Here is a 13,074-nt window from a genome sequence, read left to right on the forward strand (position 1 = left end):
TAACGAAATAACATGACAGAAACACAACATGTAATTGCACTGAACCCTTACCGCAAGGGCAATAAGGGGAAGGTGTTTTCCAACAGTCTGGCGGTGTATGACAAGGTGATTGCATCGCCGGAAATCAGGAAGATGATTCAGCAGATTAGGGGCGAACTGCCTATCCCGAAGGTGAATGCCAACGATGAGAAGGCGGTGAAGAAGGCGCAGGACAGGCTGAAGAGCGAACTGCCTTTCTTCTGTCCCCACTACGGCATTTTCAAGAACAATGTGCGCAGACAGGAGAATGCCCAGCCTGAGAGCTTCATGTTCCAGACTATCATCGACGTGGATGACAGGGAGTATGTAGACAAGGCTATCGAGAAGGCAAGGGAGCTGAACTGCTCTGACAGCATCTGGAACGGCTCGCTGCTGCACCTCTGCTACAGTGCCCGGAAGAAACTGCACATCGGTATCAGACTGCCGGTGGGAATGACCATCGAGGAGACGCAGAAGGCGTATTGCGAGGCGCTGGGGGTGCCGTATGACGAGAGCTGCATCACACCCGAGAGAATGATTTATCTCACGGATAAGGACTCGGAAATCTACAGGTCGAAGATGTGGTGCGCCGTGCTGAGCGAGAAGGAGATTCTGATGCGAAGGCAGGCGTATCTGGACCGCGGACTGACCGTGGACGGAAGAGGAGATGCAAAAGTTAATAGTTTACAGTTTAAAGTTAATAGCAATAGTAATGACAATGTTGAAAATAATAGACTATCGGGCAACGACGGCAATCCTGCTGTTTCTGCTGGCTCTGCTGTTCAGCCTGCCCAACCTGGTAATAGCCATGGTGCTGATGCTCCTCATATCGGGGATTCTGGAGGCAATCAGGATGCTGGCGGACTGGGAGCCAGGGAGAAGAACCTGATTGCGTTTGACCTCTTTACGCAGGCTGCCGGACTCGGGGGCATGGAGATTGATACCGTGGGGTCGAGACACTCCTCGCTGCTGGCTATCATGAGCGCCGGTGCTTCGAGGGTGATGGAGGAAGAGGAACTGATGAAGGTGGTGAGGGTGAAAATGCCGAGCTACTATCAGGAGAACGACTGCCATCAGCTGATTCATGACTTCTATGCGAAATATGCTGACAATACGAAGCCGATGTCGAGGGAAGTGATGAGGGTGAATGCGCTTGCGGAGCAGAAGGCCAGCCAGCAAGTTAACAGTTTACAGTTGAAAGTTAATAGGGCTGAGCAAGTTAATAATTTACAGTTAACAGTTGATAGGGGTAATCAACAAGTTAATAGTTTACAGTTAACAGGTAATAGGGCTGATGAGGATTATCCTGACCCGCCGGAGATGCCGAAGAAACTGCCGAAGCTGGTGGAGCTGCTGATATCGAGGACGCCGGAAATTTATAAGCCGGCTGTGGCGCACGCTATCTTCCCGCCGCTGGCTACGCATCTCTGGAAGACGAGGTTCCGGTATATTGACAACGTGGAGCACGAGGCGAGACTGATGACGCTGCTGCTTGCGGGTACCGGAGCGGGTAAGAGCAGCGTGAACAGGCCTATCGATTTCATTATGGAGGATATCAGGCTGAGGGATGCTGAAAACCTGAAGCGCGAAAAGGCGTGGAAGGATGAGATGCTGCGCAAGGGTGCCAACAAGGATAAGCGCAAGAGACCTGAAAACCTGATTATCCAGGAGATTGATGCGGATATGACAAACCCGGCTTTCGTGATGAGAACGGCCGAAGCGCAGGAACATTTCCTCTATACTTCGCTCAATGAGCTAGACCAGTTTGATGCGCTCAAGGGTAGCGGAAGTCAGCAGTTCCGCATCATGTGTCTGGCAGCCGACCCGGGTAATAAATATGGACAAACTCGCGTAGGAACGATGAGTGTTACGGAGCGTGTTACCATCCGGTTCAACTGGAATGCATCTACCACCATCCAGAAGGGGCAGCGTTACTTCTCTAAGGTTCTTACCGATGGTCCTATCAGCCGTATCAACTTCTGTACCATCCCCGAAAGGGAAATCGGCGAAGATATGCCTGTTTACGGAACTTATGATGAATCGTACCGTGAGGCGCTCAGGCCTTACATCGAAAATCTGAACAAAGTAACGGGCTTGATTGAGTGTAAGGAGGCGTTTCAGCTTGCCCTCAAACTGAAGGATGAGAATGCTGAGTTTGCCCGGCTGTCGCAGGACAGGACGTTTGAGAATCTCTCGTTCCGTGCCAATGTCATCGCTTATCTGAAGGCGTGTGTGCTGTATGTAGCCAATGGTTGCAAGTGGGAGCCGGAGATTGACGAGTTTATCCGCTGGAGCGAGCAGTATGACCTGTACTGCAAGATGCGGTTCTTCGGCGACATGATTGCGAAGGAGAACTATACGGCGGAGAGGAGTTCGAAGCGTGGGCCTCAGAATCTTTTACAGATACTGCCCGATAACTTTACGGCTGCGCAGTTGCTTGCCATCCGTCTGGAGCATGGACTGGATGCGAAGGGTACCGACATGATGATCAGGCAGTGGCTGCACCGGAATTACATCAGGCGGGCGTATCAGTATACGGGCAAGCGTGACAGTTGTGACAGTTGTGACAGTTTTGAGAAGCTTAAGTACCGCCACGACGGTATGGTTATTAAATCTTAAATTTATTTTGACTTATGCAGATAGTTTTAAAACGTATAGCGAAGAAGAAGACCTACACGATAGGTCGCCTTTACATCCTGAAGGATGAGGATGTAAAGAAGCGCACGATTGAGAGTGTGAACAAGTGCAGGGGGCTGAAGACGGTGTGCGAGGTGCCTGCGGAGAAACTGAATGCGGACTCGTATTTCTGTGATACGATGGAGCCGTGCTGGCGCAACCTTCTGGGTGTGGAGCTAAGTCCTGCCGAGGAGAATGTGCGGTTGGGGCGTGTATCGGGCAAGAAGGCGCAGAAGATGAAGGGCACGACGGCGATACCTGAGGGCACTTATCCGGTGGTGATCAGTAAGTCGCCGAGTTTTAAGATGTGGTTGCCGCTGCTGCTGGGTGTCCCCAATTTTGAGGGCATCCGCATTCATGCCGGCAATTATCCCGATGATACGCAGGGCTGCATCCTGGTGGGTGAGAACCGTGTAAAAGGCATGGTTGTGAACTCCCGCATCTGGCTCCACCGGCTCATCAATGCCATTACCGCTGCGAGAGACAGGGATGAGAGCATTTGGATTACGATTTTGTAATGTTGAATGTTGAGTGTTGAATGTTGAATTAGGCTAGCGCCCTTGAGTCCGTTAGGCAAAAAATCAACATTCAACATTCAACACTCAACATTCAATTTAACATTCAACATTCAACATTAATAATTAAACATTTTTATATCATGGAAAAAAATTATAAAACAAAAAAGGAAGAGATGAAGAATGAAAAGACAGCGGGTAATGCTGTCGTGTTTGAAAACCCTGAATTCGGTAAGATTCTTACTCAGATAGATGAAAACGGGGAACCTTTGTTCTGCGCGAAAGATGTCTGCAATGCGCTGGGGTATAAGAACCTGTGGGCTGCCATTCAGCGACATGTTGATGACCCATACATCGCGAAACGCGATGTATGGGTAGTGACTGGCAAAAAGAAGGATGGAGTTGCTGCAAAACGACTACAGCAGATGCTCTTCGTCAACGAGAGCGGATTCTATGCTTTGGTACTCGGCTCTAAGCTTCCTACGGCGGTGAAGTTCAAAAACTGGGTTACTTCCGAGGTGCTGCCACAGATTCGCAAGACGGGCGGTTATATTCCGGTACAGCAGGGCGAGAGTGATGAGGAGACGATTCGGCATGCTGAAGAGATTCTCAGAGCTACACTCAAGGAGAAGGAGAATCTGCTGAAAAACCAGCAGGTGCAGATTGATCAGCAGAAGAAACTCATCGGAGAACAGGATACGGAGATTCGTCGGCTGAACGGTGTGGTGGACGAACAGGTGGTTTGCATCGCCAAGAACGGTGAGAACATCATCCAGTTGGAGAATCAGGTGGATCATCTTCTGCCGAAGGCGCTCTACACCGACAATGTGCTCAACTCAGTTTCCTGCTATACCACCACGCAGATTGCGAAGGAACTGGGTATCACGGCACAGGAGTTGAACCGCCAGCTCTGTGCCCTTCATATCCAGTACTACCAGAGCGGCCAGTATCTGCTCTATGCTGATTATGCCCACATGGGACTGGCGAAGAGCCGCACCCGCTACTCTACCCACCCCGACCCTCACTGCGATGGGGTACAGGAGAAACTGGGCACCGCCTATACCCACACCTACCTCGTATGGACAGAAAGAGGAAGGAAGTTCATACATCTTTTAAAGGTAAAAAAGTAAAAAGGTAAAAAAGTAAAAAGAAGCTTTAACCCCTTCCTGTCCCCGTTCCCAGCGATTCTATCGCTGGTCCCCTAAAAAAGGTAAAAAGAGCCCCCTAGCTAGCTTGCCCCCGCTAGGCTCTTTTTTACCTTTTTACCCTTTTACCTTTTTACCTTTAAATCCCCCCTAGCTAGCTTACCCCCGCTAGGCTCTTTTTACCTTTTTACTTTTTTACTTTTTTACCTTTTAAAATTTGGTAGTTAGTGAATAAAGCCGTAACTTTGCATGCTCTTAAGCAGAATAAAGGAAATAGATTAGTAATTAAAAGCAAATATGAATAATCATACAACATCAATAACGACGAACAGGAAACATCACTACCGGGAACTGCTGGCTATCGGCATTCCTATCATCATCGGACAGCTGGGTACCATCATCCTGGGATTTGCTGATACGCTGATGATAGGCCATCACAGTACACCCGAACTGGCGGCTGCCGGACTGGTGAACAATATCTTCGGTCTCGTTTTCGTATCCTATATGGGATTCACCTACGGACTCACTCCTATCATCGGACGGCTCTACGGCGAGGAACGGACTGACTGCATCGGACAGAAAGTGCGCAACGCCTTCTGTGCCAACATGCTGACGGGCATCATCTTCACCCTCGCCCTCATTGTGCTCTACCTGAATCTGGGGCACATCGGACAGCCTGAAGAACTGCTCTCGCTCATCCGTCCTTACTTTCTGGTAAACCTCGCCTCGGTGCTCTTCATGGGCATCTTCTTCACGATGAAGCAATTTCTTGACGGACTCGGACAGACCAAGGTGGCGATGTGGGCGATGATTGGCGGCAACGTAATCAATATCCTGGGCAACTGGGTACTGATTTACGGTGTGGCGGGGTTCCCGGAACTGGGTTTGCTGGGAGCCGGTATTTCGACGCTGGTGAGCCGTATTCTGATGGCGCTGGCGATGGTGGGCATGCTGATGACGGGCAAGAATTTCGGGGAATACAGACGCGATATTCTGCACAGTTCTCTGACCAAGGCTGATTTTAAGGAGATGAACCGGTTGGGCTGGCCTGTGGCGCTGCAGCTGGGCATGGAATCGGCTGCCTTCACGCTGAGTTGTGTGATGGTGGGCTGGCTGGGAACCATTCCGCTGGCGGCTCATCAGGTGATGATTACCCTCTCGCAGCTCTTCTATCTCGTGCTTTCGGGCATGGCGGCTGCGCTGGCTATCCGCGTGAGCCATTTTATGGGTCAGAAGGACTACGGGGCTGTTCGCCGCAATGCCTACGACGGATTCCGGCTGAACCTGCTGTTCTCACTGTGTATGGGTTTGCCGGTGTTCCTGCTTCGCCATCAGATAGGTGGCTGGTTTAATGATAATGTGGAGGTGCAGGCGTATGTGGCTACGCTGATTATCCTGTTGATGGTATATCAGTTTGGCGACGGACTGCAGTATACCTTTGCCAATGCGCTGCGTGGCATCGCCTGTGTGAAGCCGATGGTGCTCTATGCCTTCATCGCCTATTTCGTCATCTCCTTGCCTCTGGGCTACACCCTGGGGTTCCCTTGCGGCTTGGGCATTCTGGGCATCTGGTTAGCCTTCCCGTTCGGTCTGACCATAGCGGGAGAAATGTATCGCAGGAGATTTGAAAAGGAACTGAAAAAGATTGAAAAAGAAAAGTAAAAAAAGAAAGAAAAGAGAGAAAGAAGATTGAAAAAGAAATAAATGTACGAAAAAGGCTCCTGCAAGTATTGCAGAAGCCTTTTTTATTGTTATATGCTAACTCTGATAAATGATTCTTATTCAGCAGTTTGCTCAGCACGATCATCTACGTTCTCACCCTCTGTAGGAGCGAGAGTAGCCTTGAAATCGGTGATGCCGTACTTAGCAAGAATGTTGTACCACTGGAGGAGCTTCTTGATATCGCTGTCGTGAACACGGTCGCGATCGTAGTTAGGAAGAACCTCAGCAAAATAAGCGTGGAGCTCAGCAACAGGCGCCTTCTTGTAGTTGAAAGTGCTAGGCTTGCCCTCTTCCTTCTTGCTTACGCTGTCGAGCACTTCCCAGAGTGGCACCTCATCAGCGTCTGTATACATAGCGATGTCACCAAGGCTTGTTACGCGGTCGGTAGCGAAAGCTGGGATACGCTTGTGAGTCTCATCGAGTGTTTCTACGATGAGGTTTCTGTTGCCTCTTGAAACCAATTTATAAAGGCCTGGTTTGCCTGCAATTGAAAGGATTGTTTCCATTGTCTTTTCTATTATTCTTTATTATTAATGATATCTAATAATTTCCTTACCTGTGCATCGATATCCTGCTCGCCATCGTTCACGATTTCGAAATCGGAGCGGGCTGCAAGCTCTTCCTGCGGCATGACGGCATCTATCCACTGCTGTGCCTTCTCTGCCGGGATATGATCACGCTGCATGATGCGCTGGATGCGGACCGGGACGGGAGCCGTTACGCAGACCACGAAATCGAGGTGGATACGGCGGTAGAAACCGCTATCGAAGAGGATGGCACTCTCCATCCACTCATAGCTGCTCTGCTCGAAATCGCGCGCCACAGCCGGATGAACTACATCGTTGACAGCCTGCTTGTTAGCCTCGCCAGCCAGCAGAAACTGAGCCAGCACGGGCTTCTGCAAAACGCCCTCTGCACTGTAAACCTGCTCGCCCACCAGCTTCTTCAAGCCAGCCTGCAAGCGGGCATCGGTACGCATGAGCCGCTTGGCCTCAGCATCGCAGTCGTAGACCCTGATGCCCTGTTTCTCCAATATCCGGCACACATAGCTCTTTCCGCTACCTATACCACCCGTTATCGCTATCTTCATCATAGTAGAAAAACTATCAACTATAAACTATCAATTATCAACTATCATTGCTGTTCCAGCAGATAATCTACCGTTTCCAGGTCGAGATGCGCCTTGCTCACCGAGCGCGGCACGCTGCGCAACTGGAGTTTGCACTTGTCAGAAGGGTTGTTAGCCAGATCGTTATAATCTACTACCACCTTAAACTGGCTCGGCTTGATGGTTCTGAAGAGGCTGGCTCCGATGGTGAATCTTACCGCCACTTTAGATGGGAAGGTACGGAGCACCATGTTATCAGGCATGTTGATGGCCGTAACAGGCACCTCGACCGACTCTTCGGTAAGCACATCAGGATATACCGCCAGACGCACCATCTGAGGCACAATCTTCATGCCACGTATCTTCTTGATAGGTACGTTGCGATGAATGGTATCCTGCAGGTTGCGCATGTTGAACGGCTCGATTTCTACCGATTCCAACTCATCGAGCTGCTTCTTGTTGGCATAAACCGTAACCGTAGACGGCAGGAATTCGGTATGTGCCAGATAATAGCTCTTGCTGGTTGTAATCTTACCTCTGAACACCACAGGCACTCGCTTGGAAGAGCCGTAGGTGAAGAAGAAATCGTATTTTGCCGGCTTGATGGAGAGCAGTTTGGTAGAGCCATAGAGCTGGGATGCCACCTGTTTCTGCACATCAGCCATCGGAATCTGTCCCGTTCCCGTTTCCTCGTCGGCATAATTGGCAAACCGGAATGTGAGCGGATGAATCTTGCCTCCGTAAGCATAGGTAACGAGTGTGAATCCCTTATCGCGCACCGTAATATGCACGGTATCAGGGAGTTCGCCGGTTATCACCGCATTGCGGGGCACGCCCGTTAACTGCACAGGAATATTGAATTCTCTCTCGGTAGTCTCATTGAGCGTCATCATCAGCCAGAAGATGCCGCTGAGAGCGAGAAAGAACAAAAAAATCAGAAACTCCTTATTCAGACCACTGAACAGGAAGTTTCTGACAGCTTTTAATATGCTCTTGATACTATGCATTAGGTGTCTGACTAGCTGCATCAGCAAACACGTAGCCCTTAGCTACAGTGATTACCACGCCACGAGCTATCTCAACATCAACGGTATTAGCCTCGAGGTTAACACGCTTAACAGTGCCGTAAACACCGCCGCCTGTAACCACCTTGGTACCCTCTGCCAAAGCATTCTGGAACTTGCGGATTTCCTTCTGCTTCTTCTGCTGAGGACGGATCATAAAGAACCACATGATAGCGAAGATAGCTACCATCATGATGAGAAAACTCATGCTGCTACCACCGGCAGCTGCTTGCAATACTAAATTTGTCATGTCGTTAAAGTATTATCTATTATTATTTTATGTTCTATATATAAATAAGGTGTGACCTGTAAGAAAGGCCTCCGTTATTTACTCACCCTTGCCCGGAGCGCGATGAATGCGCGGACGATGGCCGGCTGGGTGCTGGTTGTCTGGGCGCTGTTTGCCGGCATGTTCGCCGTGCTGTGCATGCTGATGCTGCTTGCGCTCAGGCATCTCCTTCTGGATGAGGTTGCGGCTGATGAGCTCGCGGCAGATGCTGTCGAGCATACCGTTAACATAACCGCCGCTGCGAGGAGTGCTGTATGCCTTGGCGAGGTCTACATACTCGTTGATAGTGACGGTAGCCGGAATGCCAGGGAAGTTCATCACCTCAGCGATGGCAATCTGCATGATAATCACATCCATATAGGCAAGACGTGAGAAATCCCAGTTGCGCAAAGCCTCGCTCATATAGCGCTGGTAGGTATCGCAGTTGAGGATGGTAGCACGGAAGAGCTTGCGTGCAAACTCTCTGTCTTCAGCATCCTTGTATTCTGGCAGCAATTCCTGCTTGGCCTTAGCTTCTGGGTCGAAACGCTTGATAGTCTTCAATACGAAAGTATCTATGATATCCTTGTCATCGTTCCAGTAGAGGCTCTTCTCCTCGAGGAATGCATCAAGATCTTCATTATTCTGGATGAACTGCTTGTAGATGCGGCGCCATACCTCGCGGTCGCGGCTGTACTCGTCGAGATCGGCGAGTTCCTCATCAATAGCACCGCTGACATAATCAGCATAGAGATCGCTAGACGTAATAGCAGTATACACTTTGCGCACCATTTCGATATCCTCATCCCAGTTGGAATGCTTAACATCTATCCATTCGAGCAGCATCTTGTTCTCTTCGAGCTGCAGAGCGAACTTATTGAATGCGAAACGTGGTGAAGGTTCCTGCTCACCCTCTCTCTTGGCACGAGCTACATCTACATCGTAGCGCTTGCGTGCCTCCTGGGTGATGGCAACGATGAGCTGCAACATGTAGTTGTACAAATCGTATGACTTGGAGAGACTAAACATCAGCTCCTTCTCAGCGTTCTCCATGTTATGATCGCTGTTTTGATAGTATGCGTAGGTTAACTGCACAATCTTACGTCTTATCAAATCCCTATTAATCATTCTCTAATGTTTTTAAAAGATTCATTTATTAAATTACCTAATACGCTTGCAAAAATACACATTAAATAGGTAATAGACAAGAAAACGGGCAAAAATTTCAGTTTATTTAAGCAAAAAATTGTATTTTCCTTAATTTTTCTGCATGTAGGACATGTTTTTCTATAAAAAGTTTGCTCATTCCAAATAATTTTCGTAATTTTGCACCCGCTTTAAGCAAAGCTAATCCGTGTGATGGCGAGTTAAGGCACATTTTTTATTAATAACTTAATTTAGAGTAACACAAAATGAAAGAGATTAATGTAACAGGTCAGAAGCGTACAGACCTTGGCAAGAAAGCTTCTAAGACATTGCGTAAGGAAGGTTTGATTCCATGTAACCTTTATGGTGAGAAGAAGGGCGAGAACGGTGCTCCTGAGGCTTTGTCATTCGCAGTTCCATTCGCTGAGTTGCGTAAAATCATCTACACTCCTCATGTATACGTTATCAACCTCATCATCGACGGTGAGAGCCACACAGCTATCATGAAGGAGATTCAGTTCCACCCAACAACAGACGCTCCTCTGCACGTTGACTTCTACGAGGTTAACGACAAGAAGCCTATCACTATCGGTATTCCAGTTAAGTTGACAGGTCTTGCACAGGGTGTACGTGATGGTGGTCGTATGAACCTCTCTATCCGTAAGATCAACGTTACAGCTCCTTACCAGGTTATCCCTGAGCACCTCGATATCGATGTTACAGAGTTGAAGATCGGTAAGAGCATCAAGGTAGGTGACCTCTCATTCGAGGGTCTCGAGTTGGCTACAAGCAAGGCTGTTGTAGTTTGCTCTATCAAGATGACACGTAACGCTCAGCTCGCAGCTCAGACTGCTGATGATGCAGAGGCTTAATCACTGAGTCATCTAGAGATTTTACGAACCTGAGTAAAGCATTATCAAACATTGGATAAATATTTGATTTGTGGGCTTGGTAACCCTGGCGATGAATACGCCGGCACCAGGCACAACACAGGATTTATGGTATTGGACGCTTTTGCTAAAGCGTCCAATATTCATTTTGAGGATAAGCGATATGGCTTCGTAGCCGAGACTACGCTCAAGGGAAGAAAGATTTTCCTGCTCAAACCTACCACATTCATGAACCTCAGCGGTAATGCGGTAAGATATTGGCTGAATCAGGAAAAGATTGACCAGAGCCGACTGCTCGTTATCAGCGATGAGCTAGCCCTGCCTCTGGGTGCTTTCCGACTGAAGGCGAACGGCAGCAACGGCGGCCATAACGGATTGGGACATATCCAGCAGCTTATCGGTCAGAATTATGCCCGCCTGCGCATGGGCATCGGCAACGATTATCCGCGTGGCGGCCAGATAGACTGGGTGCTGGGCAAATATACTGAGGAAGACATGAAGCAGCTGCAGCCGGCCATCGACCTGGGTGTAGAGATCATCAAGAGCTTCGTATTGGCTGGTATCGACATCACCATGAACCAATACAATAAGCTAGGAAAGAAGTAATCATGAAAGAATCAGCAAGAATAGACAAGTGGCTCTGGGCTGCCCGCATTTACAAGACCCGCAGCATTGCTGCCGATGCCTGTAAGAATGGCCGCGTCATGGTGGGAGGTGTAACGAGAAAGCCTTCCTTCATCATCAAGCGTGGCGATGTGGTGAGCGTAAAGAAAGCCCCTATCACCTACTCTTTCGAGGTTCTCGACTGCATAGAGCAGCGCGTAGGCGCCAAGATGCTGTATGGTGTCTATAAAAACGTAACCGACCCTAAGCAATACGAGCTCCTGGAGATGAGCCGCATCAGCGGATTCGTAGATAGAGCAAGAGGCACTGGTCGCCCTACAAAGAAAGAACGCCGAGCCCTGGACGCCTTCGTAGATCCCGCCATGTTTGGATTTGACGAAGAAGACTGGGACGAGGATGAAGAATAAAATAAAACTCCCCCTACACTTCAAAGAGTATAGGGGGAGTTTTCTTGTGTAGTCATAATTATTTTCCTTTTAAGCCGAAAGGCTTTTTTCTTTCTTTTGCTTCATTGTATCATAGATACCGATTCCTAATCCTACCAAACAAAGCAAGAAAAGGGTTCCTAATATAAGCCAAGTATTAAGTTCATGAGCATCCATATTTATTTTCCTTTCTCTTTTTATTATTATTACTTGATTTCTTTACCAGCCACAATCCGATGCCAAGCATTCCTAACATCAAAACTATAGAAGCTATAATAGTACCTGCGGAATTCATATCCCCCAGAAAAGTCGCAAGCAAGAGCGCCGTCAGTATATATTTGGCAACGTCCATTAACCATTTTCCAAATTCTAATCCCATACGCTATTCATTTTACTTTGCAAAGATACAACTTTTTATGAAACAATGCAAGAAAACGGGGATAAAAAAAATCTAAAAACATTCTATTTGGTAACAATTTCGTATTTTTTCGCCCGATTTTAGCAAATAATCATTAATTTGTTTGGACTCTATTGTAAAAAATCCTATCTTTGCACCCGAAAGATGATGGTAAGGCATGATAAATGGCTACCTCATTTTCAGCTTTATAGTAACATACTATTTCAAAAGCTACGAGAATATTAACAGTTTTAAATTTATAAATTGAAAGAGTTATGAAAAAATTATTCGTTATGGCAGCTATGGTGCTGTCTTCAGTAGGTGCTTTCGCACAGTACAATGCAGGTGACATCACCATTCAGCCTAAGGTAGGTTTGAGCATCGCAGACATGACTGACCTCGATGATTCAAAGACTCGCGCAGGTGTAGTGGCAGGTGCAGAGTTGGAGTATCACGTTTCTCCTATGTTCGGTCTTAGTGCTGGTTTGCTCTACTCTATGCAGGGAACTAAGGGCGATGCAGAAGAAGAGGGTGTTAAAGCTTCAGCAACTATCAAGAACGATTATCTCAACATTCCAATCCTCGCTAATGTTTACGTAGCTCCGGGTTTGGCTCTCAAGGCTGGTCTTCAGCCAGGTTTCAAGGTAAGCAGCAAGGTTACAGCCAAGGCTGGTGGGGTTTCTGTTTCTGAAAACCTCGATGATACATTCAAGTCATTCGACCTCTCAGTTCCTGTAGGTATCTCTTACGAGTACATGAACGTTTGTCTGGATGCTCGCTACAACATCGGTGTAACAAAGGTTATGGACGGCACTGATAGCAAGAACTCTGTATTCCAGGTTACATTGGGTTACAAGTTCAAGCTCTAATCAAGACTCTTGACAAGACAAAATAACAATCCCCGTTCTTCATTACGAAGAGCGGGGATTTCTTTTTTTCTCGTCATACCTATTTGAAATGAGTCTCACGTAAACATTAAGTGAGGCTTACTATCGTTTTAAATGAAGCTTACTTCAAAGGCAAATGAAGCCTGTTTCATACGCAGATGAAGCTTACTTCAATGCCCAATGAAGCTT

14 protein-coding genes are annotated in these 13,074 nt (G+C 47.9%); 8 read left to right on the forward strand and 6 right to left on the reverse strand.

Annotated elements, in window-relative coordinates:
* Window positions 1-12 precede the first annotated feature (12 nt).
* The 4 genes from FO447_RS07495 to FO447_RS07510 all read left to right on the forward strand — a co-directional run bounded on the left by FO447_RS07495 (window position 13) and on the right by FO447_RS07510 (window position 6,016).
* A complete protein-coding gene (locus tag FO447_RS07495; protein ID WP_200758302.1) occupies window positions 13-2,637 on the forward strand; it encodes a hypothetical protein in 2,625 nt (874 codons plus the stop codon).
* Between the two features lie 14 nt (window positions 2,638-2,651).
* Entirely contained in the window at window positions 2,652-3,212 is a 561-nt protein-coding gene (locus FO447_RS07500) for a DUF5675 family protein (protein WP_200758304.1), read from the forward strand.
* Between the two features lie 173 nt (window positions 3,213-3,385).
* Window positions 3,386-4,339 carry a phage antirepressor gene (locus tag FO447_RS07505; RefSeq protein ID WP_234699089.1) on the forward strand — a complete coding sequence of 318 codons (954 nt, stop codon included), beginning with the start codon at window positions 3,386-3,388 and terminating at the stop codon, window positions 4,337-4,339.
* A 312-nt stretch (window positions 4,340-4,651) separates the two neighbouring features.
* Window positions 4,652-6,016 carry an MATE family efflux transporter gene (locus FO447_RS07510; RefSeq protein WP_200758307.1) on the forward strand — a complete coding sequence of 455 codons (1,365 nt, stop codon included), beginning with the start codon at window positions 4,652-4,654 and terminating at the stop codon, window positions 6,014-6,016.
* A 116-nt stretch (window positions 6,017-6,132) separates the two neighbouring features.
* Here FO447_RS07510 and FO447_RS07515 read toward each other — a convergent pair whose 3' ends face one another.
* From FO447_RS07515 to nusB, 5 genes are all read right to left on the reverse strand, one after another.
* On the reverse strand, window positions 6,133-6,582 hold the full coding sequence (locus FO447_RS07515) for a DUF5606 family protein (RefSeq protein WP_117692165.1): 450 nt from the start codon (window positions 6,580-6,582) through the stop codon (window positions 6,133-6,135).
* Window positions 6,583-6,593: 11 nt separating this feature from the next.
* Window positions 6,594-7,166 carry a dephospho-CoA kinase gene (gene coaE, locus FO447_RS07520; RefSeq protein ID WP_022121572.1) on the reverse strand — a complete coding sequence of 191 codons (573 nt, stop codon included), beginning with the start codon at window positions 7,164-7,166 and terminating at the stop codon, window positions 6,594-6,596.
* 44 nt (window positions 7,167-7,210) lie between these two features.
* Window positions 7,211-8,191, reverse strand: a complete 981-nt coding sequence (locus FO447_RS07525; RefSeq protein ID WP_200758308.1) for a CdaR family protein — start codon at window positions 8,189-8,191, stop codon at window positions 7,211-7,213.
* The gene (gene yajC, locus FO447_RS07530; RefSeq protein WP_117587171.1) at window positions 8,184-8,498 is read right to left on the reverse strand and encodes a preprotein translocase subunit YajC; all 315 of its coding nucleotides are present in this window, start codon (window positions 8,496-8,498) and stop codon (window positions 8,184-8,186) included. The genes FO447_RS07525 and yajC overlap by 8 nt, the downstream gene beginning before the upstream one ends.
* 78 nt (window positions 8,499-8,576) lie before the next feature.
* Window positions 8,577-9,644: a transcription antitermination factor NusB gene (gene nusB / locus FO447_RS07535; protein WP_200758309.1), complete on the reverse strand. Its 1,068-nt coding sequence runs from the start codon at window positions 9,642-9,644 to the stop codon at window positions 8,577-8,579.
* Window positions 9,645-9,928: 284 nt separating this feature from the next.
* Here nusB and FO447_RS07540 point away from each other — a divergent pair, with 284 nt between their 5' ends.
* From FO447_RS07540 to FO447_RS07550, 3 genes are read left to right on the forward strand one after another with little or no spacing between them, the layout of a single operon-like run.
* Window positions 9,929-10,534, forward strand: a complete 606-nt coding sequence (locus FO447_RS07540; RefSeq protein WP_119228162.1) for a 50S ribosomal protein L25/general stress protein Ctc — start codon at window positions 9,929-9,931, stop codon at window positions 10,532-10,534.
* Between the two features lie 51 nt (window positions 10,535-10,585).
* On the forward strand, window positions 10,586-11,158 hold the full coding sequence (gene pth / locus FO447_RS07545) for an aminoacyl-tRNA hydrolase (protein ID WP_006847297.1): 573 nt from the start codon (window positions 10,586-10,588) through the stop codon (window positions 11,156-11,158).
* Window positions 11,159-11,160: 2 nt separating this feature from the next.
* Window positions 11,161-11,583 (forward strand): RNA-binding S4 domain-containing protein, encoded by a 423-nt coding sequence (locus FO447_RS07550; protein ID WP_022121567.1) that lies wholly within the window; start codon window positions 11,161-11,163, stop codon window positions 11,581-11,583.
* A 181-nt stretch (window positions 11,584-11,764) separates the two neighbouring features.
* Here FO447_RS07550 and FO447_RS07555 read toward each other — a convergent pair whose 3' ends face one another.
* On the reverse strand, window positions 11,765-11,980 hold the full coding sequence (locus FO447_RS07555; RefSeq protein WP_200758310.1) for a DUF6722 family protein: 216 nt from the start codon (window positions 11,978-11,980) through the stop codon (window positions 11,765-11,767).
* 293 nt (window positions 11,981-12,273) lie between these two features.
* On the opposite strand from FO447_RS07555, the gene FO447_RS07560 reads away from it, so the two are divergent.
* On the forward strand, window positions 12,274-12,867 hold the full coding sequence (locus FO447_RS07560; RefSeq protein ID WP_200758311.1) for a porin family protein: 594 nt from the start codon (window positions 12,274-12,276) through the stop codon (window positions 12,865-12,867).
* Window positions 12,868-13,074: the final 207 nt, after the last annotated feature.

The organism is Segatella copri (assembly GCF_015074785.1).
Classification (GTDB): domain Bacteria; phylum Bacteroidota; class Bacteroidia; order Bacteroidales; family Bacteroidaceae; genus Prevotella.

Excerpts from the sequence above, each read along its gene's own strand:
- FO447_RS07495 (WP_200758302.1), top strand. The coding sequence starts at position 13 with ATGACAGAAACACAACATGTAATTGCACTGAACCCTTACCGCAAGGGC.
- FO447_RS07500 (WP_200758304.1), top strand. The coding sequence starts at position 2,652 with ATGCAGATAGTTTTAAAACGTATAGCGAAGAAGAAGACCTACACGATA.
- FO447_RS07505 (WP_234699089.1), top strand. The coding sequence starts at position 3,386 with ATGAAGAATGAAAAGACAGCGGGTAATGCTGTCGTGTTTGAAAACCCT.
- FO447_RS07510 (WP_200758307.1), top strand. The coding sequence starts at position 4,652 with ATGAATAATCATACAACATCAATAACGACGAACAGGAAACATCACTAC.
- FO447_RS07515 (WP_117692165.1), bottom strand. The coding sequence starts at position 6,582 with ATGGAAACAATCCTTTCAATTGCAGGCAAACCAGGCCTTTATAAATTG.
- coaE (WP_022121572.1), bottom strand. The coding sequence starts at position 7,166 with ATGAAGATAGCGATAACGGGTGGTATAGGTAGCGGAAAGAGCTATGTG.
- FO447_RS07525 (WP_200758308.1), bottom strand. The coding sequence starts at position 8,191 with ATGCATAGTATCAAGAGCATATTAAAAGCTGTCAGAAACTTCCTGTTC.
- yajC (WP_117587171.1), bottom strand. The coding sequence starts at position 8,498 with ATGACAAATTTAGTATTGCAAGCAGCTGCCGGTGGTAGCAGCATGAGT.
- nusB (WP_200758309.1), bottom strand. The coding sequence starts at position 9,644 with ATGATTAATAGGGATTTGATAAGACGTAAGATTGTGCAGTTAACCTAC.
- FO447_RS07540 (WP_119228162.1), top strand. The coding sequence starts at position 9,929 with ATGAAAGAGATTAATGTAACAGGTCAGAAGCGTACAGACCTTGGCAAG.
- FO447_RS07550 (WP_022121567.1), top strand. The coding sequence starts at position 11,161 with ATGAAAGAATCAGCAAGAATAGACAAGTGGCTCTGGGCTGCCCGCATT.
- FO447_RS07555 (WP_200758310.1), bottom strand. The coding sequence starts at position 11,980 with ATGGGATTAGAATTTGGAAAATGGTTAATGGACGTTGCCAAATATATA.
- FO447_RS07560 (WP_200758311.1), top strand. The coding sequence starts at position 12,274 with ATGAAAAAATTATTCGTTATGGCAGCTATGGTGCTGTCTTCAGTAGGT.